This window comes from Micromonospora sp. DT53 (assembly GCF_049841535.1).
In the GTDB taxonomy this organism is placed as follows: domain Bacteria; phylum Actinomycetota; class Actinomycetes; order Mycobacteriales; family Micromonosporaceae; genus Micromonospora.
The window spans coordinates 74,797-98,580 of record NZ_JBNCKM010000004.1 but is presented as its reverse complement, the minus strand read 5'-3'; the positions used below and the strand labels follow the sequence as shown (position 1 = coordinate 98,580).

Sequence of the window (23,784 nt, the reverse complement as noted above, 5' to 3'; positions counted from 1 at the left end):
AGGCGGACCGGTCGACCGGTCCGCCTGCCGTAGGCGGCGTGGTGCGACCTCCTCACGCTCCTCGGCGGCCCGGCCGTTCCCGGTGGTGCAGGATCGCCACGGCCACCGCGAAGAACAGCGTGGGCGTCAGCACCAACACCAGCCACTGCGCCGGGGTGAGCGCAGCGAGCACACCGTCGTGGGTGGGACGCTTCAGGATCGTCCCCGTGCTGCTGAACCCCACCCGGGTGAGCAGCAGCGTGACGCCCACCGGCACCACCAGCGCGAGCAGGCGCCGCCGTAACACCGCCGGCGTCGACAGGATGACAAGGGCGAAGAGCAGGTATCCCGCAGTCAGCAGGATCGCCTCGATCCGGCCGACGCCGACGGTGAAGATCCACGTGCCGTAAACGGGAGTCGTCGAGTCATCAGCACCAGTCACCTGGGCGATGCTCGGAGCACCGACGCTGACCAGCGTCGCCGCCGCCAGCGTGCCGAGCCGCCAGCGCGCGAGGAAAGCCGTCGCGGAACGGGGAGCACGGACGGCGAGCACCAGCGGAACCATCGCGGCGAGCACGGCGGGCCAGAGATTGCGCACCGTGGAATATTGCCCGTAATCCTCGGCGACCCGCACCACCTCGAACGCCGCGCAACAGACGGCGATCGCGGCTGCTGCCCGGCCCCACCCGAACACGGCCGACACCGCCACGGTGAGCCACAGCAGCGCCACGAAACCGACCGGCCAGAGGACGAACGGTTCTCCTAACCCCTCGGGATAGCTGTCCGCGAACATGGCGAGGTGCAGCACCGGAACGCGCGCATCCCGCACGAACAACATCAACGCGGCTATCAGGCCGAGTGCCTGTGCCGCCTCCCGCCACGCATCGCCCGAGAATCGCGCACCAGCCTGGCGGACATGCGCCCGGAGCGCCCCGCCGAGCAGGGCGAGCACGTCTCGCGCCGCCGGCCTGCGCTGACCTGGGGCCGCGTCGTCCAGCAGGACGCCGATCATCTCGTCCTCGTACTGCCGGCGGTAGGCGCGGGGATAACAGGCCATCAGCCGTCGGTAGATGTGGTCCAACGTCACGCCACACCGCCGTCGAAGATGAGACCGGCACGGCGCAGTCGCACGCTCGCCGCGTCGGCGTTGCTGCGCAGACGCGCCGACTCCTCGGCCAGGCGACGCGCCCCCGGCGCGGTGAGTCGGTAGTACCGGCGCAACCTGGACTGCACCTGCTCCTCGCGCTCGATGTCGACGAGACCATCGGTCCGCAGCCGGTCGAGGGCTGCGTAGAGGGTGCCGGCGCGCAGGTCGACGCGCCCGTCCGAGATTCGGCGGACCTCGTCGAGGAGCGCGTACCCGTGTCGTGGGGCCTCGACGAGCGCGGTGAGGATCAGATAGGTGGACTCATGCATGGAAGCCTTCGCCATGACCCGCAGCATATACCGTCCAACTGTATATACGGCGAGGCTCCTATCGTGAATTCTGCTTGCGGAGATCAGGCCGGGGTACGGCAGGCGGCGTCGATGCGGTGCACCGGGCGGACCCGACGACCCATGCCCTCCAGCAGCGAATCCTCGACGTGGAAGTCGTGAATGCGCAGTTGGTGGCGGGGCAGCTCCTCCTCGGTCGGGCAGAGCACCTGGGCGCGGACCAGGCCGACCGGGACGTACCGGACGCCGCCCTTCTCCTGAAGGATCACCATGTTGACGTCGTCGGTGGTGACCACGTGGCCGCGTACGTCCTCGGTGGGCCCGCTCTCCGGGCCGACAGTGGTGACGGTCAGCGGCAACACCGGCGTGCTGATCACCGGCACCGCGGCCCAGACCAGGGTGGCCAGCACCGCCACCTCGGTCACCGACGCGAGCGGCCGGATCACCATGCCCGGCAACGGCCCCGCGACGAACAGGGCCAGCAGCGGAGGCACCACGATGAGCACCAGCACCAGCGACTCATCGCCCTGCTGCACCGCCGCCCGCAGGGTGGGCAGCATCAACCAGCCGTACCCGGCGAGCAACGCGACGATCAGCAGCAGCCGGGGCACGACCCGCTCGTGCAGCCGCCCGGGACGCAGCTGGAACGCCGCCACGAACGCCGGCACCAGCAGCGGAAGGTAGAGCAACGGCCAGGTGATCAGGGCGAGCAGGAAGCTGGCCAGCACCACCCAGGCCGGGGTGATGTCGGCCCAGCGGGCGAAGAGCGGACGACGACGGGTGCCCGGCGGCAGTCGATCCGCGCTGACGGCCAGCACCGCGCCGAGCGCGAAGACGGCGACCAGGCCGGTGGAGAGCAGTCGGGCCGCGGTGGTCAGGAAACCGGCGAGCAGGTTGACCGGCCCGACGTTGGCCACCAGCAGCAGCGTGGTCTGGAGTTCGCCGCCGGCCTCCACACCGAGGCGGAGCACCGAGAAGATCGCCGGTACGCCCACCACGGCCGTCCAGAACGACTGGCTGGCCCGTGCACGTCGCTCGGCCGGATCCCAGCGGACCCGCCCGGGCTCGACGTCGGCGACGACCGGCTCAGCCGGTTCGGCGACCGGCACGCCGGCCGGCCAGGCGACGTCACCGGCCGCCGTGCGGTCGACGACCGGCGACGCCGCGGCCGTACCGTCGATCGTCGAAGAGTCGGCGACGGCGCCGGGCTCGGACGTGCGGGGCGGCGGGACCGGCCCGTCGCCGCCGGTGGCGGTCGACGCCGTGCTCACTTCGCCGGCGCCTTGTCGTCGAAGTCGACAAGCTTCGGCACGTGCAGCGGCTGCGGCTGGCGCTTCTCGGCCTTCAGCCACGGGCCCAGGGTCCGGTTGTACGCGGTCTGCCAAGGGCTGGCATCTCCGTCACGGCCCTGCTTGTAGCTCTTCTCCAGGATGAACGCGACCAGGTCGCGCAGCGCGGGATCACCGATCGGCACGCCGATGCCCAGCAACTCGCTGGTGCCGAACGGCATGTCGACGATCTCGAACTCCTTGGGGAAGGTGGCCAGGAAACCGGCGAGGATCGACTCGTCGGAGCTGACCGCGTCGTACCGGCCCTTCCGGATGCCCTCGACGCAGTCGCCGACGTCCTTGACCACGAACGTCCTGACCTGGTGCTTCTCCAACTCGGCCTCGGTGGTGGAGCCGCCGCTGGTGCAGACCTTGTAGGTCGGGTCACGCAGATCCTCGATGGTGCGGACCTTGTCCTTGAGTCGGACCGGCACCATCACCTCCTGGGTGGTGACGAAGTACGGCCCGGCGAAGCTGACCAACTGCTCACGGTCCTCCGTCATGGAGAAGCTGGACACCACGAGGTCGACGGTGCCTCCCTGGAGTGACGGGATGCGGTCCTCGGTGGCGACCGACACGAACTCCAGTCGCTGGTCCCCCTCGTAGCCGAGGGAGGCCGCGACGTACCTGGCGATCTCGACGTCGAACCCGACGTGCTGGCCGTTTCGCAGCTCGCCCATGAGCGGCTCGTTGGTGGCGACACCGATTCGGAGCTTCGACTGACCGTAGATGTGCGTCTCGCGCATCTTCTCCTGCACGGAGGGCAGTTCGGGTTCCTTCCGGCTGTCGCAACCGGCGGCGGCGGCGAGCACGAGGGTGAGGGCGACCGCCAACGTCGACGCGATCGAGCGGAGTCGGGGTTGCGAACTGCCTGAGTTCATGGGCGACCTCGCTGCCGAAAGAGCCTGCGGGACACCGAGAGTAGCCGTTGTTGTCGAATCCGTGTGGATGCCGTGGGCCAGGTCGGGCGGGTCGTTCGGATCGACGCCGATCGGCGCGGCGGTCGGCTCTGCGGTTGACAGCCGGCCTCGTCACGACATGCTGGACGGGTGAGCCGACTGTCCAGACCCGATGCGCGCACGGTGGCTGTGCTCGCGGCGCTGGGAGCCCTAGCGCCGCTGGTCATGCTGGTCGTGTGGCGCCGACAGGATCTCCTCGGCGTGATCCTCGCGCTGCTGTGCGTGCTGATGACCATGGTTGCCGGGGTCGCGGTGTCCGCCGCTCGTCAGGTCGACGATCCGGAGCCGGCGGACCGGTCGGCAGCCGTCGTGCCGCCCGAGCTGATGCCGTACGGGATCGACGCGGACACCCTCGACGCCCTGGACAGCCGGGACGCGTTGCGTGCGGTGCGTGACCGCCGACGCGGGTCGAACGGGCTCAGCGGCCGGTGAGCGTGGGCGCGGTGAGCGCGTCCACGCCGCGCCCCGCCAGACACCTGTAGGTCCGGTCGATGCTGCCGTCGACCGGCGGTAGCACTTCCAGGTGCCAACCGGTCGCCTCGGCGATCCCGGTGGTCAAGCGGAACGTCGTGGCGCTGCACACCTGTCGCACCGGCTCAGCGGCGGCCACCTCTTCGTAGTCGGCGCCGACCAGCGACACCGGCAGGATGCCCTCGGCGTACGTCTCCCAGGTGTGTCGGCCGGCGCAGGACAGCCGAGCCGCCTCGGCGCGGCTGCCGCGAATCCGCACCGGGCCGAAGCACTCCAGCTCGGGCAGGCAGCGGGCGCCCTCGGGCAGGGCGGTGGGCGCACCGGTGCCGGTCGCGCAGCCGGGCAGCGGCCCGGTCGCCGGCGCGGCGAGCTGCGTCGTCGACGGGTACGGGGCGGGCGGTGGCGCCCGGTCGGCGACCCAGGCCCCGGCGGTCGCGGAGGCGGCCAGCGCGAGCACCCCGGCGCCGCCGAGGAGCCAGCGCCGCCAACGCCGGCCGGCGGGCAGGGTGCGCTGAGTGTCCTCGATGGGCGGGCGGGGCACCGGCTGACTGGCCGTGTAGGGGCCGGAGAGCGTCGCGCCACCGCTGACCGGAGCGCCGCTGACGGGTGCCGCCGTCGAGCCGAGTGGCAGGTTGGTAAGCAGGTCGTGCAGCTCCAGGGCGGTGGGACGCTCGGCCGGGTCGTTGGCCATGCCGACGCGCAACACGTCGATCAGCTCGTCCGGCACCCCGGGTAGGGCGGGGAGCGGCTGGTTGAACATTTCCAGCACGGTGACCAGGCTCGGATTGCGCTCGGACTGCCAGCGCGGCGGTCGGCCGTGCATCACGGCGTAGAGGGTGGCGCAGAGCGCGTACACGTCGACGGCCGGCGACGGCGGGCTGTGGCTGAACATCTCCGGCGGCGCGTACGCCGGGGTGAGCACCTCCAGGGTGACCGAGGCGTCCCGGTGCTCGGCGAGGACGGCGAGCCCGAAGTCGGCGAGCACCGCCGAGTTGAAGGGCGAGTGGAGGATGTTCGCGGGTTTCACGTCCCGGTGCAGCACCCCGGCGGCGTGCGAGTGGGCCAGCGCGTCGGCGATCTTGATGCCGAGGTCGCGAGCCTCCACCGGGCCCAGCGGTGAGGTGCGCATCCGTTCGGCGTACGAGCCGTCGCAGAGCTCCATGATCAGGTAGGGGTGCTGGTCGATGGTGACCCCCACGTCGAAGAGGTCCACCACGTGCGGGTGTGACGACATCCGGCCGGCCGCCCGCGCCTCGCGCAGGAAGCGGGCCTGGTCCCGCTCGCTGTCCAGTGTCCGGTTCTCCACCTTGACGGCGACCTCGCGGCCCACGGAGATCTGGGTGGCCTGGTAGACGGTCGCGTACCCGCCCCGGGCAAAAACCCGCAAATCAGTCAGGCCGGGCACGATCGGCACTGGCAGGCCGCCGGTCGGGGTGTCGGTCACCGCTCGAAAATACCCAACCCGACCGATGGCTCAGCGCACCGCGTCCGCCGGAGCGGCACCGGCGGGACCGGTACCCTCCTCGGCGACCGCAGTCGTCCCAGCACCCTCGGACGATCCGACCCCGACGGCCGGGATGCCCCGGCGGGCATCCAGACGCAGACCGATGGCGGTGGCCACCGCCCCCAGCCCCTCCCACGCCGCCACGCCGAAGAACCGGTCGGGAGCGATGTCGGCCAGCACCGCGATGGTGAACACGGTGAACGTGACAAGTCGAAAGACCACGGTGAACCGGTAGAACACCCGCCACTCGGTCACCGTGGCGAGCAGGTAGTAGACGCCCATGTTGAAGGCCGCCATCGAGGACGCCAACAGGAACGTCCCGGTGTGATCACCGACGGCCCGCGTCTCCGGCACCTCGAGCCCGAGCATGCGCAGCTGCGCCTCCGGCCAGAGCAGCCCGACCGCGCCCATCACCAGCGCCAACACGCCGAAGACCGCGATGGTCCAGCCCGCGATGGATCGCGGCAGCTTCATGAAGGGCCTCCCAGGCACGGCGACGGTCACCACTGTGGACCCGTACGCGGTGGTGACACGCTAGCCGCTCCCCCCGACCACCACATCCCCAGAACCGGCAAAACCCTCCACCCCACCCCCGGAGGTCGCGTTGATCATGAAGTTATTGCCCTGCGCGTCGGCGTGTCGGGGCAATAACTTCATGATCAACGGTGGGGGGTGAGGGGGTGGGGGTGGGTCAGGCTTGGGTGGTTGTTAGGCGGGTGTGGAGGGCGTCGGCTGCGGCACGTTCGCTGCGCTGCTCGGTGGCGTACGCCAGGCGGACCGCCTCCTGCGCACACGACAGAGCCTCCGCCGGCTGTCCGCAGGCGGCCAACGCCTCGGCCAGCACACTCGCCGCGATCACCTGGCTGCGCACGTCCTCCGCCGGTGCGGTGACCGCTCGGCGGGCCCAGTCCAACGCCTGCTCCCGCTGACCGTGAGCGAGCAGCGCCGCAGCGTACTGGGCCATCGTCTGGCGGCGGGAGAAGAGCAGCGAGGGTGCGTTCGCGGCGGCCGTGGCCACCGGGGCGAGCAGCCCGACCGCGGTCGCCGAGTCGCCGGCGGCGAGCCGGGCCGTCGCCAGCAACACCCGGGGCGCCACCTGCGCCGGAGCCTGCGGGTTGTGCGGCTCCACGGCCGTCAGCACCGAGCGGGCCACCCGCTCGGCCGTCTCGCAGTCGCCCATGTCCAACGCGACGAAGCCGCGCAGCGTCCCGGCCATCCCGGTGAGCAGCGGATGCGAGGTGCGCTCCGCGTACGCCAAGGCGTCGGTGAGCAGGTCCGCCGCGTGCTCCGGCTCGCCCAACCCGCGCGCCACGACCGCCCGGACCACCAGGGCGAACCCGCGCCCCCAGTCGTCGGAGACGGCAGCGAACTCCCGGTACGCCCGCCGGGCCTCCCGGTCCGCCTCGGCCAGATCACCCAGCTCGGCCGTGGCGAACGCCGCCACCGCGCGCAACGTTCCCACCGCCCACGCCTCACCGACCCGCTCACCGAACGGCAGGAACACCTGCGCCATCCGACACGCCTCACGCAGTCGGCCGGCGAGCAGCCGGGCGAACGCCGTGGTGCCGCGCAGCCACGCCCGCCCGTACGGGTCCTTCAGCTCGGCGAAGAGCCGGGCGGCCCGCCCGAGCACCGCGTCGGTGCCGGCGAAGTCACCCCGGGTGGTGGTCACCCAGGCCAGGTTCTGCAGGGACCACGCCTGCCCACGTCGGTCCTGCGCACCGAGGCTGACCTGGTACGCGGCCGCCAACCGGCTGCTCGCCTGACTCAACCGCCCGGCCACGAAGTCGGCCATGCCGAGCCGGCGCATCGCCGTGGCGCGCTGCGTGGGCAGCCGACCCTCGGTGGCCACCTGCAACGCCTCCTGCCAGGCGGTCACCGCCCGGCCCTGATCGCCGAGGGTCTCCTGAGCCTGCCCCGCCAACAACAGGGCACCGACCCGGGTGGCCTCGTCCCCCGCGTTCGCGGCGATCTTCTCGGCGTACGCCAACGCGTCGGCGACGCGGCCGACCTGGAGCAACGCACGTGCGTGCACCACCCGATCGGCTGCCGGCACCCCGTCACGCGCCAGTTCGGTGGCGCGCTCGGCGTACTCGACGGCCATGGCCGGCTCACCGGCGGACAGCGACCGGCGGGCGGCCCGGCCGAGCGCGGCGACGCCGAGCGGGACCACCGCCCGGGCCGGCGCGTCCGGACGCAGCTTCACCGCGTCGGCGAGCCTGGCGGCCCGCTCGACGTGCGTCGCCACGAAGTCGTCCCGGGCCTCGTCGGTGAACCCGCCCACCGTGCTGGCGGTGGCCTCGTCCGCCGGCGCCGCCCAGCGGGCCAGCGCGGCGTGCCGCTCGGCCAACTCGGCCTTGCTCACCCCGGCGTACGCGGCCTCCCGCATCAGCGGTGTCGCGAACGCGTAGCCGGCCCGCGAGCGGTGCAGCATGCGTCGTTGCAGCAACTCCTCGACCGCCCGGTCGAGTTCCACGGCGACCACGGCCGACGGTCGGCCGTCGCGGCCGCCGTGCTGCTCCCGCATCGCCTCCAACGCGCCGGTCGGCACCGTGTCACCGGTGACCGCCGCGTCCCGCAGGACTGATCGGGCGTCCGGCGGCAGCGCGTCGATCCGGGCCGCCAGCACGGCGGCGAGGTCCCGGGAGAGCAGCCGGCTGCCCAGCGAACCCGGCACCAACCGCCACCCGGCCGACCCGCTCTGCTCCCGCTCGCCGGAGCCGGAACGCTCCACACCGACACCGCGCGCTGACGCGGCACCGACACCGCGCACCGACTCGGTGGTGAGCGCCCCCCGCTCGATCAGCAGGGTGACCAGCTCAGCCAGGTAGAACGGATTGCCCTGCGCGGTGGCGAGCAACCGGTCGGCGTCGGCCTGCGGCAGCTTGCCGCCGCCGAGGTAACTCGTCAGCAGCCGGGCCGCGTCGGCACCGCGCAGCGGCGGCAGCGAGTGCACCTCGGCGTCCGCGACCCGGGTCAGCGCCCCGGCGGTACGCACCAACTCGGGACGGCCGAGCAGCAGCACCAACACCGGGCCGGTGAGCTTGGACAGGGTCAACCCGAGGGCACCGATCGTCTCGGCGGTGGCATCGTGCAGGTCGTCCACCACGATCACCAGCGGCGCCTCCGAGGCGAGCCCGCTGAGCAGGTCGGCGACCGCGTTCGGCACCACCTCGGCATCCGCGGCCGGAACGCCCGACCCGCCCCACTCGCCGCTGTCGGTGCCACCGTGCGCCGGTAGTTCGGCATAGCCGAGCAGGGCGAGCAGCTGCTCGGTGGCGATCGGCGCGGTTTCCGCACCGGAGCGGGCGAGCCGCTGCCCGAGCCGGCGCAGCCGCTCCTCGACCGCCGGGCGGGTCAGCGCGGTGGACGCGTCGCTGGGCAGACCGACGGCGGCCCGCACCAGGTCGGCCAGGGGCGCGAGCCGTCGCCGCTCACCGAACGCGGCACAGCGCACCGAGAGCACCCGGGCACCTGTGTGCGCCGCGTACCGGCCGGCACCGACGTCGTACCCGGCGGCGAGGCGCTCCACCTCCGCGGCGAACCGGGACTTGCCGATACCCGCCTCGGCGGTCATCAGCAGCACCCGTGGGTCGCCCTGGTCGATCACCTCGGCGAGCCGACCGGCGACCCGACCGATCTCCGTCTCCCGGCCGACGTACGGCGCCTCGTCGCCGAGCCCCGAGCGGGTGCCCGGTGCGTCCAGCAGACCCAACAGCTCGTACGCCTCGACCGGCTCACGCTTTCCCTTGAGCCGCAGCGGGCGCAGCGCCCGCCAGGAGGAGACGTGCCTGGTGGCCGCGGCGGTGCGTCCACCGGCGTAGACGGCCCCGACCGCGGCGGCGTCGGCCAGCCGGGCCGCGGTGTTCACCGTGTCGCCGATGACCGTGTATTCGATCGCGGCCTGGATGCCCGCGATGACGTCGCCGGTGTTCAGCCCGACCCGCAACCCGAGCGGTGCGCCACCGCCCCGCTCGTCGTCGAGCACCCGGCGGACGGCCCGTTGCATGGACAGGGCGGCCCGGACGGCGCGTTCGGCGTCGTCTTCGTGCGCCACCGGGGCGCCGAAGACCGCCATGATGCCGTCACCTGTCAGCTTGTCGACGTGCCCGCCGAATGTCTTCACCGCACCGGCGAGGGCGGCGAGCACCCGGTCGGTGACCGCGCCTACGCGTTCCGGGTCGAGATCCTCCGACCAGGAGGTGAACTCGGAGAGGTCGCCGAAGAGCACGGTGACCACCCGACGCTCGGCCGCCGGCAACGTGGCGGCGGCCGGCAGCGCGGCACCGCAGTTGTGGCAGAACCGCGCGCCGGGAACGGCAACGGTTCCACACACGGGGCAGGTCACATGTGCTCCAACCCACTGACCCCAGGCGCGGATTCCCCGGTGTCGACGCCCAGATACTCCAGTTGGGCACGGACCGACCATTCGGCTGCCCACCAGAGTGAGCGGTCCACGTCCGCGTAGACCGTCGCCACCACGTCGGCGGGGGTGTGGGCACCGGCGGCCACCGCCGCCCGGACCTGGTCGAGCCGGGCCCGGCGGTGGGCGAGGTAGAAGTCGGCGGCGGCGGCGCAGTCGGCCAGCGCCGGGCCGTGTCCGGGCAACGCCGGGATCCCCCGGTACGCGGACAGCAGCTCCAGGCTGGTCAGGTAGTCACCCAGGTGCCCGTCGGGGTGGGCGACCACGGTGGTGCCCCGGCCGAGGATGGTGTCGCCGGTGAGCACCACCCGCTCGTCGTGGTGCCCGACCAGGAAGCAGACCGAGTCGGCGGTGTGCCCTGGGGTCGGCAACAGACGGATGCGCAGACCGACGTCACCGAAACGCTCGCCCGGCCCGGTCAGCGGCTCGGCGCCGATGGTGTGCGCCGGGTCGACGGCGAGGACAGGCACCCCGCCGAGCAGTTCGCTCAGGCGGGCGGCGCCCTCGGTGTGGTCGGCGTGGCCGTGGGTGATCAGGATCAGCCCGATCGGGCCGTGCTCGGCGATCCGGGTCAGGTGCCCCTCGTGTGCCGGCCCCGGGTCGACCACGATGGCGTGCTCGGCTGCCGGAGCGCGCAGCACCCAGGTGTTGGTGCCGTCGAGGGTCATCGGCCCCGGATTCGGCGCACGCAGCAGTGAAACCCAGCGGGGCAGTTCGTCGGCAAGCGCCGCCACCGCCCCCGTCACGTGCCCGCTCATGGCTGCGATCGTACGACCCCGCCCGCCACACCCCACGATCTTGCACTTGCGGCCCCTGATTCATCCCCGTTCAGGGCTTTCGTCCGGGCAGAAAGTGCAAGATCGCGGGGCGATGGGGACGCGTCAGGCGACCTCGACGATCAGTTCGATCTCCACCGGGGCGTCCAGCGGCAACTCGGCCACGCCTACCGCGCTACGCGCGTGGCGACCGGCCTCCCCGAAGACGGTGCCGAAGAGGTCGGAGGCACCGTTGATCACGGCGGGCTGGCCGGTGAAGCCGGGCGCGGAGGCCACGAACCCGGTCACCTTGACCACCTTGACCACGTTCTCCAGGCCGACCAGCGAGTCGACCGCGGCCAACGCGTTGAGCGCGCACCGCTGGGCCAGATCCTTCGCCTGGTCGGCGGAGATCCCGGCGCCGACCTTGCCGGTCGCGAGCAGCTTGCCCTCGGCGATCGGCAACTGGCCGGAAACGTACACGTGCTGCCCGGACTGCACGGCCGGGACGTAGCTGGCCACCGGCGGCACGACCTCGGGAAGTTCGAGACCGAGCTCGGCGAGCTTCGCGTGCGGACCGTTGCTCACCGCGTCACCTTCTTGTTCGCGACTGCGGGGCTCCGCTCCGCTGCACTCCTCGCGCTCACCGCGTCACCTTCTTGTTCGCGACTGCGGGGCTCCGCTCCGCTGCACTCCTCGCGCTCACGCCTTGGGCCGCTTCAGGTAGGCGACCAGCTGGTCCGGATTCGGGCCGGGGACCACGGCGACGAGCTCCCACCCGTCCTCGCCCCAGTTGTCGAGGATCTGCTTGGTCGCGTGGACCAGCAGCGGGACCGTGGAGTATTCCCACTTCTGCATCGCTGAAGGGCTCCCTCTTGGTGCGGAATTGTTCGTGGGACAGCCTACGGTCCGCTGGCCGGACGAGGTACGGGACGCTGCTCCGACGCGGCCGGCAGCTCCCCGCAGCGCCCCTCGTGCTCGTACCCCTGGGGGCAGCGGGACCGGTCGGGCAGCAGCAGGTCACAGAACACCCGGTGCCGGTTGTTCTGATCGTCGGCGTTCGACACGGTGGTCTCGCCGGCGTCCAGCTCGGGCAGGAATCCCAGGGACACCGCGACCCGGCCGGCCAGCACGGTCGCCGCCGCCAGGTTCGGCACCCGGATCGGCAGGTGGATGACGAAGCCCGGCTCGTCGTCGTCGCGGGTCCGCTCGGCGGGCTGGCTCGGCACCCGGGCCGTCTCCACCTGCTCCGGCATCCGGCGGTACGACCGTTCGTTGATCGGCTGGTTGGTGACCTGCCCGCCGGCCTCGACCAGGGACCCGGGCCGGCGGGGCCGGTCGTTCGTCGGGAACTGGGTGCGAGGGATGTTGTCCACGTCGCGCATGTACTGCCTCCGGTCGTACCTCTCGGATCATGCTTCCGGCCCGGACCCATTCGTCCGTTCCGGCCCCCGCACCGGGACGAAGGTAGGTCTGTGGCCGCAGTCCCGCCAACAGGACGCGCACGAGGCATCACCAACAGTCACATATGCGACACACCGCAGGTCGGGGGCCCGACACCAAATCGGAGCCGGATACTGCCGGCCGGACCGACGGCCCGTACGGCCCGGCCGCGGAGACACCGATCCGGTCATCGACCGCTACCCTTCCGGTCGGACGGTCGCGCAGCGCCCGGCCGCCCGCTCGATCACGCTCGGCGCCAGGGGTGGCGGCGGGCGCCGCACCCCTGGGGGAAAGACATGACCCACCCGCCCAGCGGCGACCAGGCCGGCACACCCGCCCACCCGCCGGCCCACCCGGATCCCTCCGGTCAGCCCGGCGCGCCGGCCATCCCCAGCCAGCCAACCCCCGCCCCGCCGCCCGGGCAGCTCGCCCTCCCCGCATCCCCCGCCCCGCCGGCGCTCCCCGCCGCCCCCACCTCGCCGGCCTTCCCGGGGCAGGCCAGCGGCGCCGGGCAGCCGGAAGGGCTCGGCGGCGCCACCTCGGCGGCCGCCTCGACGCAGCCGGGCGCCCCGAACCCCTCGTCGATCCCCCCGCCCCCGCCGGCATACCCGCCCTACCAGGGCAGTGCCGAGCCGAAGAAGAAGCGCGGTCTGCTGATCGCGGCGATCGCGCTGGTCGTGATCATGGTGCTCTGCGTGGGCGGCGGTGTGGTGGCCTTCCTGACCCTGCGCGATGCCGAGACCGGCGAGGGCGCCAAGGAGCCGACGGTCGCCGTCGACGAGTTCCTCACCGCGGTCTACAAGGATCGCGACGCGACCAAGGCGGCCAGTCGCGTCTGCGCCGCCTCCCGCGACGACGACAAGATCGCCGCGAAGGTGGCCGAGGTGGAGAAGTACGCCTCCACCTACCAGAGCCCGCGCTTCCGGTGGACCACCCCGAAGGTGGACAACCAGACCGGGGAACGGGCCACCGTCTCCACCCGGCTCACCATGACCACCGCCGACGAGAAGGTGGCCGACCAGGAGTTGCGCTTCACGGTGGTGCAGAAGACGGGTTGGTGGGTCTGCGAGGTCGCGTGACCGCGACGCCTGGATAGGCTCGACGGGTGTGTGCAGCTGAGCGCCCGATCGACCCGGCCGGTACCGGCTGGCCCGCCCGCCTCCACGTGGTGACCGGCAAGGGCGGCACCGGTAAGACGAGCGTGGCGGCGGCGCTGGCCCTCGCGCTCGCTGCCGGCGGCCGACGCACCCTGCTGGTCGAGGTCGAGGGGCGGCAGGGCATCGCCCAGTTGTTCGGCATCGACCCGCTGCCCTACGAGGAGCGGCACCTGGCCGACGCACCGGACGGCGGTGAGGTGCGCGCGCTCGCGGTGGACGCCGAGGAGGCGTTGCTCGAGTACCTGGACATGTTCTACAAACTGGGCGCGGCGGGCCGGGCGCTCCGCAAGCTCGGCGCCATCGACTTCGCCACCACCATCGCGCCCGGCCTGCGGGACGTCCTCCTCACCGGCAAGGTGAAGGAGGCCACCACCCGCACCACCGGGCAGCGGCGCGCGTACGACGCGGTGGTGCTGGACGCCCCGCCGACCGGGCGGATCGGCCGATTCCTCAACGTGACGGCGGAGACCGCCCGGCTGGCCAAGGTGGGCCCGATCAAGACCCAGAGCGAGGGTGTCGCCGCGTTGCTGCGGTCCCCGATAACCGCGGTGCACGTGGTCACGCTGCTGGAGGAGATGCCGATCCAGGAGACCGTCGACGCGATCGCCGACCTGACCGCCCTCGGCTTCGGCGTCGGGAAGGTGCTCGTCAACGGTGTCCGACCCCCGCTGCCCGCCGGGCCGGCGGTCACCGCCGCGGAGTTGAGGCGCGGGCTGGTCGCCGCTGGGCTGCCGGCCGATCGGGACATCGTGGCCGGGCTGCACGACGAGGCACGTGACCAGCTCATCCGGCGCGAACTGGAGGATTCGCTCCGCGCCGACCTGGTGGAGTTGGGGCTGCCGATGATCGAGCTGCCGTTGCTGCCCGACGGGGTGGACCGGGCGGGGCTCGCGACGCTGGCCCAGGCCCTCGTCCGCGCCGAATGACTCACACCTGAGCGCAGCACGGGCGCGCGGACCCACCGGCCCGATACGCTCGATTGGTGCCTTCCGAAGACGCGGCGCCGCAGCTGGACGTCGACCAGATCCTCGCCGACCCGGGCGTGCGGATCGTCGTGTGCTGCGGTGCCGGCGGAGTGGGAAAGACGACCACGGCCGCGGCGCTGGCGCTGCGGGCCGCCGAGCACCACGGTCGCCGCACGGTGGTGCTCACCATCGACCCGGCCCGCCGGCTGGCCCAGTCGCTGGGCCTGACCGAGCTGGACAACACCCCTCGCCAGGTCAAGGGCATCGACGTCGAGAGCAGCGGCGGCGAGTTGCACGCCATGATGCTGGACATGAAGCGCACCTTCGACGACGTCGTGTTGCAGCACACCGACCCGACGAAGGCCGCGGAGATCTTCGCGAACCCGTTCTACCAGGCGATGAGCTCGACCTTCGCCGGCACGCAGGAATACATGGCGATGGAGAAGCTGGGCCAGCTGCACGCCCGGGGCGAATGGGACCTGATCGTGGTGGACACGCCACCGTCCCGCTCGGCACTTGACTTCCTGGACGCGCCGGCTCGCCTCTCCCGCTTCCTCGACGGCCGGATGCTGCGATTGCTGCTGGCCCCGGCGCGCAGCGGCGGCCGGAGCATGTTCAGCCTGGTCACGGCCTCGTTCGGGATGTTCTCGAAGGTGGTGCAGAAGGTGCTCGGCGCGCAGCTGCTGACCGACCTGTCCGGCTTCGTGGCGGCACTGGATTCGATGTTCGGTGGTTTCCGGCAGCGCGCCGAGCAGACGTACCGCATCCTGCAGGCGCGGGAGACGGCCTTCCTGCTGGTCGCGACACCGGAGCCGGACGCGGTCCGGGAGGCCGCCTACTTCGCGGGCCGCCTGCGGGACGAGCGGATGCCGCTGGCCGGGCTGGTGCTCAACCGGGTGCACCGCCCGGCGGTTCCGAAGCTGGACGCCGAGCAGAGCCGGGTCGCCGCCGAGCGGCTGACCGAGCTGGGTGGGCACGAGGCCACCGCCGACGTGCTGCGGGCACACGCGACGCTGGCTCGCCAGGCGGTACGCGAGCAGCAGGTCGCCGGGCGCTTCACCGAGGCGTTCCCGGCCGTGCCGGCGGTGTCGGTCACGGCGCAGCCCGCCGACGTGCACGACGTCGACGGGCTACGGACGATCGGCGCGGCGATCAGCCGGCCGTGACCGGCGTCAGTTGGCCGCGCTGACGAGAATCTTGTCCTTGCCGGCCTTGTCCTTGCTGTTCTTCTTCATCGCGGCCTCGAACATCTTGCGCCAGCTCGTCACCTGCGGGTGACGACGCAGTAGCGCCCGCCGTTCGCGTTCGGTCATGCCGCCCCACACACCGAACTCGATCCGGTTGTCCAGCGCGTCGGCCAGGCACTCGTACCGAACTGGGCAGCTCCGGCAGATCCGCTTCGCCACGTTCTGTTCGGCGCCCTGTACGAACAACGCGTCCGGGTCCCCGTTCTGACACGCCGCCAGCGACGGCCAGTCAGTGATCATGCCCATGTGTACACGTCCCCCCTTGCAGTACCTACCGACCTCGTCGATGCACGTCAGCCGGCAATTCCCCCCGATCGCCCGGCTCGCCTTCCCCAAGGCGGCGCGGACGACATGTGGCGCTGTCGCCGCCCCCATCATGCTCTGTAGTCGACTGATTACGCAACGTTGTCGACGAAATCCATCATTCCGGACACTCCCGGCTTCCCGGGCCTTCGACCGCCGGTTACCCCGCCGAGGTCAGCGATAACGCTGCGCCGCCTCACTGAATCGGAGGAGACTCACGCCAGGTCACACGCAACCAAGTACCGGGGGTCGTGCGTTTAGCACAACGAGGGCAGCGCGCGCAGGAAATGGGGAAAGAACGCCCATGCGCCCCTCGTTCCCTACTCGCGTACCATGCCGAGGTGACCTGGATGCGGAAACGTGACCACAATGTGCTGACCAACGCCGCATCGCTAGCCGTGTGTGGCCTGCTGGCTGGCGTGGTGGTCGCTGCGGCGGCCTTCCCCGCGGTAGCGATGTCCGGCTTGGCCGCGAAGGCCGGCGCCGAGACATTCGGCGCCCTGCCCACGGAGCTGACGGTGGCCCGCGCGCCACAGATCAGCTACCTGCTGGCATCGGACGGCAAGACCCCGCTCGCGACGATGTACGACGAGAACCGACGCGACGTGAAGCTCGCCGACATCTCGCTGCCCATGCAGAAGGCCATCATCGCGGCCGAGGACCACGACTTCTACAAGCACAACGGCGTCGACATCAACGGTGTCGCCCGCGCGTTCGTCAACAACCAGAGCGAAGGCTCCGGCCGGCAGGGCGCGTCGACGCTGACCATGCAGTACGTCCGGCTGGCCATCGCCTACTCGGCCACCCACCCGGCGGACGTCGTCGCGGCGACCGAGGACACCAGCGCCCGCAAGCTGCGCGAGATGCGGCTGGCCCTCCAGGTCGACAAGGAATTCTCCAAGGACGAGATCCTCACCCGCTACCTCAACCTGGCCTCGTTCGGCAACGGCGCGTACGGCATCTTCGCCGCCAGCCAGGTCTACTTCGGTAAGCCGCCGAGCAAGCTGAAGATCGAGGAAGCGGCGTTGCTGGCCGGCATGGTCAAGGCGCCGACGACCAACGACCCGACCACCGAGGCTGGTTACCCGCTCGCGCTGGATCGGCGCAACTACGTCATCGACAACATGGTCGACATCAAGGCCATCACCCAGCAGGAGGCGGACGCCGCCAAGGCGGTGCCGCTGAAGCCCAAGGACAAGCGAACCCCCAACGGCTGCGTCGCGGCCAACGTCAACGAGTGGGGCTTCTTCTGCGACTACTTCTACCGCTGGTGGATGGATCAGGAGACGTTCGGCTCGACCCGGTACGACCGGGAGCGCCGGCTGAAGAGCGGCGGCTACAACGTCGTGACCACGATCGACATCCAGGCGCAGCGCGCAGCGGACAAGGCGGTCCGTAAGGCCAAGAGCGTGAACAGCAAGGAAGCGGCAATGGTCGCGGTGGTCGAGCCGGGCACCGGCCGGGTACGTGCGCTCGCGGTCAACAGGCAGTTCAAGCTCGACGACCCGAAGAACCCGAAGAACAAGATCTCCAGCGATCCCGCGAAGAGCAAGAAGAAGATCCGGGGCAACTACCCGGCGACGGTCAACCCGCTGCTCACCGGTGGTGACGGCATCACCGGCTACCAGGCCGGGTCGACGTTCAAGATGTTCACAATCGTCGCGGCGCTGGAGAAGGGCATCCCGCTCAGCCACACGATCAACGCGCCGAAGCAGTTCAAGTCGGAATACATCATCCAACCCGGTCCGGCAGCCTGCCCGGGGACCAATTTCTACTGCCCCACCAACTCGACCGAGAGCATGGCCGGCGTCCACAACATGTGGAGCGCGTTCGGCCGCTCGGTGAACACCTACTTCGTGCCGCTGGAACAGCAGGTCGGCGCCGAGAACGTGGTCAAGGCCGCCAAGCGGCTGGGCATCAACTTCCGGTCCCAGGAAGATCTGGACCTGGAGAAGGGGGCGCACCAGTGGGGCGCCTTCACCCTGGGCGTCTCGCAGACCACCCCACTGGACCTGGCCAACGCCTACGCCACCCTGGCCGCGGACGGCAAGTACTGCGAACCGATCCCAGTGCAGGAGATCCGCGACCCCGAGGGCAACAAGCTGGACATCGCCAACCCGCGCTGCGAGAAGCGGTTCAGCACCGAGGTGGCCCGCGCCGCGGTGGACGCGGCCCGCTGCCCGGTCGGTGACAAGTCGTCGTCCTCCCGGTGCGCGGGGGCGACCGCCCAAAACGTCCGCGGCGACGTCGGTTACCCGGTGGCCGGCAAGTCCGGCACCACCGACTCGGAGAAGACCGCCGCGCTTGTCGCGATGACCAAGCAGTACGCGGTCGCCGGCATCATGGCCGACCCGGACTGGCCGCAGACCAACGTGAAGATGAAGCACGGGGAGAGGGACGGCATCAACCCACCGGTGTGGGAGACGCTGCGGGACGCGATGAAGGGCAAGCCGAAGGTCGACTTCGCGGCACCCGGCGAGAAGATCTCGGTGGGTGACCAGCGCAGCATCCCCGACGTGAAGTGCGTTTCGGTGGAAACCGCGAAGGCTCGGCTCAAGGGCGCCGGCTTCGAGCCGGTCGTCTCCAGCTCGAAGGTGCCGTCCTCCTGCAAGCAGGGCGAAGCGGCCGGCACCAGCCCGGACGGACGCACGATCAAGAATGGTGTGGTCAGCATCGAGGTCAGCAGCGGCGGCGGCACGCCGGGCAACACCGACGGCAACACGGGCGGCCAGCCCGGGGGCCGACCCGGTGGTCGCCCCGGTGGTCGCCCCGGCGGCTGAGCAACCCAGTAGGACACGACGGGCGGGTACCCTCCTCGGGTGCCCGCCCGTTTCGTCCGTCCGGATCGGCGAGCGGCTGCGACACCAGTCGTGCCGCGCCACTGACCCTGCCGGGTCAGAGACCGAGCTGTCGGCGTACCTCGGCGGCCACCCGGCCACCCTCGGCCTGGCCCGCCACCGCGGCCTGGGCCGCCTTCATCGCCGGGCCCATCTGGGCCTTGCCGGTGAAGCCGCCCGCGGCTAGCGCCCCCGACACCAACTCGGTCAGCTCGGCATCCGAGAGCTGCTTGGGCAGGTAGCGGTCCAACACCTCACCCTCGGCGCTCTCCTTCGCGGCCTGCTCGGCGCGGCCGGCGTCGGCGAAGGCGGTGGACGCCTCCCGACGCTTCTTGGCTTCCTTGGTCAGCACCGCGAGCACCTCGTCATCGGTGAGCTCGCGCTTGGCCTTGCCGGCGACCTCGGCGGTGCCCACGGCGGCCAGGGCCATCCGCAGCGTGGAGGTGGTCAGCTCGTCGCGCGCCTTGAGCGCGGAACGCATGTCGGCAGTGAGGCGGTCCTTCAGCGTGCTCATGGACGGTCAAACTACCCTGAACGCCATGCGAAAGCGCACACTATTCCGGCTCGCCGCCGGAACCGCCACGATCGGCGCGGCCACCCTCGCGTACGCGTCGCTCATCGAGCGCAACATGTTCACCCTCCGGCGGTACGACGTGCCGGTGCTCCCGGCCGACGCGGAGCCGCTGCGCGTGCTGCACCTGTCGGACCTGCACATGATGCCCGACCAGGCGCGCAAGCAGCGCTGGGTGGCGTCACTGGCCGCCCTCGACCCCGACCTGGTGGTGGTGACCGGCGACAACATGGCGCACCCGGGCGCGGTGCCCGGGGTGCTGCGGGCCCTGCAACCGCTGCTCGACTACCCGGGCGCGTTCGTGTTCGGCTCCAACGACTACACCGGGCCGGTGCTGAAGAACCCGTTCACCTACTTCCTGCCCGACCGGGAGTACACCGAGGGGGTCGAGCTGCCCTACGAGGAGCTGCGTCAGGTGTTCACCGGCGCCGGCTGGGCGGACCTCAACAACGCCCGGACCACGCTGAAGGCCGGTGGCCGACAGCTCGACCTGGTCGGCGTCGACGACCCGCACATCGACCGGGACGACTACCCGGCCGTGGCCGGCACGGTGTCGTCCTCGGCGGACCTCTCCATCGCGCTGACGCACTCACCCGAGCCACGGGTGCTCGACCAGATGGCGGCGGACGGCTTCGGGCTGATGCTGGCCGGGCACACCCACGGTGGTCAGGTCTGCGTACCGGGCTTCGGGGCGCTGGTGACCAACTGCGGCCTGCCCCGCTCGATGGCGCGCGGTCTGCACAGGTGGCCGGGCTCGGACTCCTGGCTGCACGTCTCCGCCGGCCTCGGCACCCACCCGACCGCCCCGATCCGCTTCGCCTGCCCCCCGGAGGCCAGCATCCTCACCCTCATCCCCCGCTGACCGTCCCGGCAGGGATACCGAGTTTGACCATCGGGGCGGGTGGGCTACTATTTGTCGGCACGCCTCGGGGTGTGGCGCAGCTTGGTAGCGCGCTTCGTTCGGGACGAAGAGGTCGTCGGTTCGAATCCGGCCACCCCGACCAGAGGTAAGAGGGCACATCCGATCCATGGATGTGCCCTCCGGCATATCTACGGTCCGCCCGCCGCGGCTCCAGACCCCCACCGGCGACCGCATCACGTCGGGCTACCCGGCAGAGCCTCGACGCCCTCGGCCAGTCTCACCATCTGCTGCCGGCCTTCAACCTTTCGACCCTCGACGGAGTCGTGAGAGGTAACCAATCGAGGCGGGGGCTCATGGCAGTTGACGACGAGCATTTTCGAGAGTTCGTCGAGACGCGCTACGCGGATCTCCTGCGCGTGGCGTACCACCTCACCGGCTCGACCCAGGATGCCGAGGACCTGGTGCAGGCCGCGCTGGTGAAGGTGATGCGTCGGTGGCGGCGGGTCGACGACCCGATGGCCTACCTGCGGCGGGTCATGATCAACCAGCACATCAGCCTCTGGCGCCGGCACCGGATGCACGAGGTGGTGACGGCGTTCTTCCCCGAGCGGCCCACCCGGGACATGACCGAGACGGTCACCGAACGGCGTGCTCTCTACGACGCCATGCGGGCGCTGACACCTCGTACCCGTGCCGTGATCGTGCTTCGGTACGTCGTCGATCTGCCGGAGGCGGAGGTCGCGGCCACTCTCGGCTGCTCCGTCGGGTCGGTCAAGAGTCGTGCGTCACGCGGATTGGCCCGCCTGCGCCTGGCGCTGGCACCGGACGCGCCCCCGTCGGCCCCGTTCCCGACCTCGACTCCGACACCAGCGTCAGCTGATCCAGCACCGACCGGGACGACGAAGATGACGGGGGTAACGCCATGACGGTCGACGACGAACTGAGCCAGGCCCTGGCCGAGTTGAGCAGGACGCTGACCCCGCAGCCAGACCCGTACGGCCGAGCGAGGGCGCGATACCGACGGAGCCGGCAGCGACGCCTCGGTGGGCTGGTTCTGGCCCTCGTGGTCTCGGTGGGAAGCACCGCCTTCGCCATCGCCAGCCCGGGCCGGACCACGCAGCCGCTACCTGCCGACCCGACCGAGACCCTCGCACCCGTGCTGGCGTGGTCGGACCGACTCCTCCAGTCGCCGCCGCGAGGTGCCGTCGCCGGGGACAGCAGCTACGTGCGTCAGCTCTCCGAACAGTTGTTGGCCGCCCAACAGCGGGGAAAATTCTCCCGCCTGACAGCGCCGGTTCGCGGCGTCAAGGTCCTCTTCGCCGACGACGTGGACGGCCACCGGGTCGCGCTCGCCGCCTTCGTCCGTAACCAGCCCGATCCGGCCACCGGCTGGCCGAGCGCCGCGGTGTGGATGGTCGCCGACGAAGGTGCCAGCGCCCAGGAGCTGGCCAGCGCCGCCTCCGTCCGGACGGTCAGCGACGCTCTGGAACCCTACGAGAGCCTGGCCGTGGATGACGCGGAGGCGGCATACGTGGCGATCGCCCCGGCCGGCTGCGTCTTCCTCAGCTCACCGCTGCCCGACGGCGACACCTTCCGATGGGCACCGGAGCCGACCGGGTCCTACCTGATCCGTACGGCGCGGACCCAGCGACCCGAGTGGTGGCGGGTCGACTGCGGTGCCGTGACCCGTCAGATAACGCCCGGGCCGGGTTCGCTGGCGCCCAAGCCGCTCACCGACGCTCAACTCGCGACGGCGATGTCCCGGGTACGCGGCAGCGTCGAGCAGCAACGTGCCCGCGAGCTGGTCTACCAGTGGGCCCAGTCGGGGGGGTACCGCCTGACCGCCCTTCCGAGCGTGGTGTGGGGCGGGCGCGTCGCTGGCCTCCCTACCGGCCCGGCCGACGGGTCGCCCGACGCCGGAGCGCCGTCCGTGCGGGACGCCCAGGTGACGGTCGTGGCTGCACCCAGAGTGGGCGGCGGCTGGATCGGCGAGGTGTCGGTCGCCGCCGATCAGCCACGGTCCGACGGCCTGCTCAGCACCGGCACCTCCTTCACCGCGACGGCCGACCCGACCGATCCCGCCGGCGTGCTGGCCGTGCCCATCGGCGATGACCCCGGCGGTAGCGAGGGTCAGCAACCCCTGCTCGTGGTGACGCCGGCAGCCGCCACCACGGTGCGCGTCCTGCGCGATGGGCGGGAGGTGGCGAGGAGCGCCGTCAACGGCTCCGGGACGGCCATGCAGGTGCCGCGCCCCACCGCGGGCCTGGTCGTGGAGGCGCTCGACGCGTCCGGCGCGACGACTGCCAGCGGTCGGGTGGCCAAGCGGGATGACCAGGGGACGACCGAGACCTACACCTGGAACCAGGAGTGATCGCGTCCGAGTTGGGCCGGGTCTGCCGGCCTTCAGCTGCGAATATAGGTGTTTCTACCGATCCCCGGAAGGGCTGCCGCCCCTAACGTCAGCGGCACACCACACAGTCCGAGGGGGACCACCGATGACCATCGCACCCGATCTCATCGCCGTGAAGGCACGCCAGCAGGTGACGTGGGCCAGCGGTGACTACGGCGCGGTCGCCGCGCTCATCCACCCGATCTCCGAACTCCTGGTGACCGCCGCCGACCTGTCGGCCGGCGCCCGCGTCCTCGACGTGGCGACCGGGTCCGGCAACGCCGCCATCGCCGCCGCCCGCTGCGGCTGCGTCGTGACCGGCGTCGACTACGTACCCGAACTGCTGGAACGCGGCAAGGCCCGGGCCGCCGCGGAACGACTCCCGGTCACGTTCGTGACCGGCGACGCGGAGCGCCTGGCGTACGCCGACGGGTCCTTCGACGCGGTCCTCTCCGTCGTCGGCGTGATGTTCGCGCCCGACCAGGAGCGGGCGGCGGCCGAGCTGGTCCGGGTCTGCCGGCCCGGCGGCACGGTGGCGCTGGCGGCGTGGACGCCGCAGGGCTTCATCGGCGACCTGTTCCGCACGGTGGGGCGGCATGTGCCGCCACCGGTGGGGCTGCGCCCGCCGGCCGAGTGGGGCGACGAGGGCCGGGTCCGCGAGCTGCTCGGCGCGACCGTGGGTGAACTGCGGGCGGTACGACGGGAGTTCGTCTTCCGCTTCGGCACACCCGAGGAGTTCGCCGACTTCTTCCGGGTCAACTACGGGCCGACGTTGAAGGCGTTCGAGGCACTGCCCGAGGAGCGACGCCCCGCCCTGCACGCCGATCTGGTGGAGCTGGCCCGCACCCACAACCGTGCCACCGACGCCACGGTCCGCATCTCGGCGGAATACCTGGAGGTCGTGGCACACCGGGCCCCAGACCCGGCCTGACGCACGTCCGCGTCACGCCGTTCGACGTGGCGCGCCCGGACTATCCTGCCGTTCGGTGCGCGCCCGTCTTAGTCCTGCCGCTCGGCGTGCGCCGATCTCAGTCCTACCGCTCCGCGCGGGATCTCAGCCCTACCGCTCCGCGCGCGACCTCAGCCCTACCGCTCCGCGCGCGACCTCAGCCCTACCGCTCCGCGCGCGACCTCAGCCCTACCGCTCCGCGCGCGAC

At 71.5% G+C, this 23,784-nt stretch carries 22 protein-coding genes and 1 tRNA gene; 10 read left to right on the top strand and 13 right to left on the bottom strand.

Annotation, left to right across the window (positions count from 1 at the left end; translation table 11 throughout):
• Nucleotides 1–52: 52 nt before the first annotated feature.
• The 4 genes from ACLQ3B_RS14645 to ACLQ3B_RS14630 form a co-directional block, all read right to left on the bottom strand.
• A complete protein-coding gene (locus ACLQ3B_RS14645) occupies nucleotides 53–1,066 on the bottom strand; it encodes a hypothetical protein (RefSeq protein ID WP_425781042.1) in 1,014 nt (337 codons plus the stop codon).
• Nucleotides 1,063–1,410, bottom strand: coding sequence for a PadR family transcriptional regulator (locus ACLQ3B_RS14640; protein ID WP_196929140.1), 348 nt, complete (start codon nucleotides 1,408–1,410; stop codon nucleotides 1,063–1,065). The genes ACLQ3B_RS14645 and ACLQ3B_RS14640 overlap by 4 nt, the downstream gene beginning before the upstream one ends.
• A gap of 68 nt (nucleotides 1,411–1,478) precedes the next feature.
• A complete protein-coding gene (locus ACLQ3B_RS14635) occupies nucleotides 1,479–2,684 on the bottom strand; it encodes a hypothetical protein (protein WP_425781040.1) in 1,206 nt (401 codons plus the stop codon).
• Nucleotides 2,681–3,622 (bottom strand): transporter substrate-binding domain-containing protein, encoded by a 942-nt coding sequence (locus tag ACLQ3B_RS14630; protein ID WP_425781039.1) that lies wholly within the window; start codon nucleotides 3,620–3,622, stop codon nucleotides 2,681–2,683. The genes ACLQ3B_RS14635 and ACLQ3B_RS14630 overlap by 4 nt, the downstream gene beginning before the upstream one ends.
• Before the next feature lie 168 nt (nucleotides 3,623–3,790).
• On the opposite strand from ACLQ3B_RS14630, the gene ACLQ3B_RS14625 reads away from it, so the two are divergent.
• The gene (locus tag ACLQ3B_RS14625; protein WP_425781037.1) at nucleotides 3,791–4,132 is read left to right on the top strand and encodes a hypothetical protein; all 342 of its coding nucleotides are present in this window, start codon (nucleotides 3,791–3,793) and stop codon (nucleotides 4,130–4,132) included.
• On the opposite strand, the gene ACLQ3B_RS14620 is transcribed toward ACLQ3B_RS14625, so the two are convergent.
• The 7 genes from ACLQ3B_RS14620 to ACLQ3B_RS14590 all read right to left on the bottom strand — a co-directional run bounded on the left by ACLQ3B_RS14620 (nucleotide 4,119) and on the right by ACLQ3B_RS14590 (nucleotide 12,238).
• Nucleotides 4,119–5,615, bottom strand: coding sequence for a serine/threonine-protein kinase (locus ACLQ3B_RS14620; RefSeq protein ID WP_425781035.1), 1,497 nt, complete (start codon nucleotides 5,613–5,615; stop codon nucleotides 4,119–4,121). The genes ACLQ3B_RS14625 and ACLQ3B_RS14620 overlap by 14 nt on opposite strands.
• Nucleotides 5,616–5,645: 30 nt before the next feature.
• Nucleotides 5,646–6,149 carry a hypothetical protein gene (locus ACLQ3B_RS14615; RefSeq protein ID WP_425781033.1) on the bottom strand — a complete coding sequence of 168 codons (504 nt, stop codon included), beginning with the start codon at nucleotides 6,147–6,149 and terminating at the stop codon, nucleotides 5,646–5,648.
• Between the two features lie 217 nt (nucleotides 6,150–6,366).
• Nucleotides 6,367–10,023, bottom strand: a complete 3,657-nt coding sequence (locus ACLQ3B_RS14610) for an adenylate/guanylate cyclase domain-containing protein (protein ID WP_425781032.1) — start codon at nucleotides 10,021–10,023, stop codon at nucleotides 6,367–6,369.
• Nucleotides 10,020–10,856 (bottom strand): MBL fold metallo-hydrolase, encoded by an 837-nt coding sequence (locus ACLQ3B_RS14605; RefSeq protein ID WP_425781030.1) that lies wholly within the window; start codon nucleotides 10,854–10,856, stop codon nucleotides 10,020–10,022. The genes ACLQ3B_RS14610 and ACLQ3B_RS14605 overlap by 4 nt, the downstream gene beginning before the upstream one ends.
• A 123-nt stretch (nucleotides 10,857–10,979) precedes the next feature.
• Nucleotides 10,980–11,441: a RidA family protein gene (locus ACLQ3B_RS14600; RefSeq protein WP_124815393.1), complete on the bottom strand. Its 462-nt coding sequence runs from the start codon at nucleotides 11,439–11,441 to the stop codon at nucleotides 10,980–10,982.
• Nucleotides 11,442–11,555: 114 nt separating this feature from the next.
• A complete protein-coding gene (locus ACLQ3B_RS14595) occupies nucleotides 11,556–11,711 on the bottom strand; it encodes a DUF4177 domain-containing protein (RefSeq protein WP_007466198.1) in 156 nt (51 codons plus the stop codon).
• A 44-nt stretch (nucleotides 11,712–11,755) separates the two neighbouring features.
• The gene (locus ACLQ3B_RS14590; RefSeq protein ID WP_425781027.1) at nucleotides 11,756–12,238 is read right to left on the bottom strand and encodes a hypothetical protein; all 483 of its coding nucleotides are present in this window, start codon (nucleotides 12,236–12,238) and stop codon (nucleotides 11,756–11,758) included.
• Nucleotides 12,239–12,682: 444 nt separating this feature from the next.
• Between ACLQ3B_RS14590 and ACLQ3B_RS14585 the strand changes: the two genes are divergently transcribed.
• Genes ACLQ3B_RS14585 through ACLQ3B_RS14575 form a run of 3 tightly spaced genes read left to right on the top strand, consistent with a single transcriptional unit; the run spans nucleotide 12,683 to nucleotide 15,584 of the window.
• The gene (locus ACLQ3B_RS14585; RefSeq protein WP_425781680.1) at nucleotides 12,683–13,375 is read left to right on the top strand and encodes a hypothetical protein; all 693 of its coding nucleotides are present in this window, start codon (nucleotides 12,683–12,685) and stop codon (nucleotides 13,373–13,375) included.
• A 26-nt stretch (nucleotides 13,376–13,401) separates the two neighbouring features.
• Nucleotides 13,402–14,379 (top strand): ArsA-related P-loop ATPase, encoded by a 978-nt coding sequence (locus ACLQ3B_RS14580; RefSeq protein WP_425781026.1) that lies wholly within the window; start codon nucleotides 13,402–13,404, stop codon nucleotides 14,377–14,379.
• A 53-nt stretch (nucleotides 14,380–14,432) separates the two neighbouring features.
• On the top strand, nucleotides 14,433–15,584 hold the full coding sequence (locus tag ACLQ3B_RS14575; RefSeq protein ID WP_425781024.1) for an ArsA family ATPase: 1,152 nt from the start codon (nucleotides 14,433–14,435) through the stop codon (nucleotides 15,582–15,584).
• Nucleotides 15,585–15,590: 6 nt separating this feature from the next.
• Here ACLQ3B_RS14575 and ACLQ3B_RS14570 read toward each other — a convergent pair whose 3' ends face one another.
• On the bottom strand, nucleotides 15,591–15,911 hold the full coding sequence (locus tag ACLQ3B_RS14570; RefSeq protein ID WP_030328078.1) for a WhiB family transcriptional regulator: 321 nt from the start codon (nucleotides 15,909–15,911) through the stop codon (nucleotides 15,591–15,593).
• A 407-nt stretch (nucleotides 15,912–16,318) separates the two neighbouring features.
• Between ACLQ3B_RS14570 and ACLQ3B_RS14565 the strand changes: the two genes are divergently transcribed.
• The gene (locus ACLQ3B_RS14565) at nucleotides 16,319–18,748 is read left to right on the top strand and encodes a transglycosylase domain-containing protein (RefSeq protein WP_425781023.1); all 2,430 of its coding nucleotides are present in this window, start codon (nucleotides 16,319–16,321) and stop codon (nucleotides 18,746–18,748) included.
• Nucleotides 18,749–18,863: 115 nt separating this feature from the next.
• On the opposite strand, the gene ACLQ3B_RS14560 is transcribed toward ACLQ3B_RS14565, so the two are convergent.
• The gene (locus ACLQ3B_RS14560; RefSeq protein WP_425781021.1) at nucleotides 18,864–19,319 is read right to left on the bottom strand and encodes a GatB/YqeY domain-containing protein; all 456 of its coding nucleotides are present in this window, start codon (nucleotides 19,317–19,319) and stop codon (nucleotides 18,864–18,866) included.
• Between the two features lie 25 nt (nucleotides 19,320–19,344).
• On the opposite strand from ACLQ3B_RS14560, the gene ACLQ3B_RS14555 reads away from it, so the two are divergent.
• From ACLQ3B_RS14555 to ACLQ3B_RS14535, 5 genes are all read left to right on the top strand, one after another.
• A complete protein-coding gene (locus tag ACLQ3B_RS14555) occupies nucleotides 19,345–20,238 on the top strand; it encodes a metallophosphoesterase (RefSeq protein WP_425781019.1) in 894 nt (297 codons plus the stop codon).
• 65 nt (nucleotides 20,239–20,303) lie between these two features.
• Nucleotides 20,304–20,380: transfer RNA gene (locus ACLQ3B_RS14550), tRNA-Pro, on the top strand.
• 211 nt (nucleotides 20,381–20,591) lie between these two features.
• Entirely contained in the window at nucleotides 20,592–21,164 is a 573-nt protein-coding gene (locus ACLQ3B_RS14545) for a SigE family RNA polymerase sigma factor (protein WP_425781017.1), read from the top strand.
• Nucleotides 21,161–22,609: a hypothetical protein gene (locus ACLQ3B_RS14540; protein ID WP_425781015.1), complete on the top strand. Its 1,449-nt coding sequence runs from the start codon at nucleotides 21,161–21,163 to the stop codon at nucleotides 22,607–22,609. The genes ACLQ3B_RS14545 and ACLQ3B_RS14540 overlap by 4 nt, the downstream gene beginning before the upstream one ends.
• Before the next feature lie 124 nt (nucleotides 22,610–22,733).
• Entirely contained in the window at nucleotides 22,734–23,558 is an 825-nt protein-coding gene (locus ACLQ3B_RS14535) for a class I SAM-dependent methyltransferase (protein WP_425781013.1), read from the top strand.
• Nucleotides 23,559–23,784 lie beyond the last annotated feature (226 nt).

Excerpts from the sequence above, each read along its gene's own strand:
- ACLQ3B_RS14590 (WP_425781027.1), bottom strand. The coding sequence starts at position 12,238 with ATGCGCGACGTGGACAACATCCCTCGCACCCAGTTCCCGACGAACGAC.
- ACLQ3B_RS14630 (WP_425781039.1), bottom strand. The coding sequence starts at position 3,622 with ATGAACTCAGGCAGTTCGCAACCCCGACTCCGCTCGATCGCGTCGACG.
- ACLQ3B_RS14560 (WP_425781021.1), bottom strand. The coding sequence starts at position 19,319 with ATGAGCACGCTGAAGGACCGCCTCACTGCCGACATGCGTTCCGCGCTC.
- ACLQ3B_RS14565 (WP_425781023.1), top strand. The coding sequence starts at position 16,319 with ATGCGGAAACGTGACCACAATGTGCTGACCAACGCCGCATCGCTAGCC.
- ACLQ3B_RS14540 (WP_425781015.1), top strand. The coding sequence starts at position 21,161 with ATGACGGTCGACGACGAACTGAGCCAGGCCCTGGCCGAGTTGAGCAGG.
- ACLQ3B_RS14595 (WP_007466198.1), bottom strand. The coding sequence starts at position 11,711 with ATGCAGAAGTGGGAATACTCCACGGTCCCGCTGCTGGTCCACGCGACC.
- ACLQ3B_RS14535 (WP_425781013.1), top strand. The coding sequence starts at position 22,734 with ATGACCATCGCACCCGATCTCATCGCCGTGAAGGCACGCCAGCAGGTG.
- ACLQ3B_RS14640 (WP_196929140.1), bottom strand. The coding sequence starts at position 1,410 with ATGGCGAAGGCTTCCATGCATGAGTCCACCTATCTGATCCTCACCGCG.
- ACLQ3B_RS14605 (WP_425781030.1), bottom strand. The coding sequence starts at position 10,856 with ATGAGCGGGCACGTGACGGGGGCGGTGGCGGCGCTTGCCGACGAACTG.
- ACLQ3B_RS14545 (WP_425781017.1), top strand. The coding sequence starts at position 20,592 with ATGGCAGTTGACGACGAGCATTTTCGAGAGTTCGTCGAGACGCGCTAC.
- ACLQ3B_RS14615 (WP_425781033.1), bottom strand. The coding sequence starts at position 6,149 with ATGAAGCTGCCGCGATCCATCGCGGGCTGGACCATCGCGGTCTTCGGC.
- ACLQ3B_RS14555 (WP_425781019.1), top strand. The coding sequence starts at position 19,345 with ATGCGAAAGCGCACACTATTCCGGCTCGCCGCCGGAACCGCCACGATC.
- ACLQ3B_RS14570 (WP_030328078.1), bottom strand. The coding sequence starts at position 15,911 with ATGGGCATGATCACTGACTGGCCGTCGCTGGCGGCGTGTCAGAACGGG.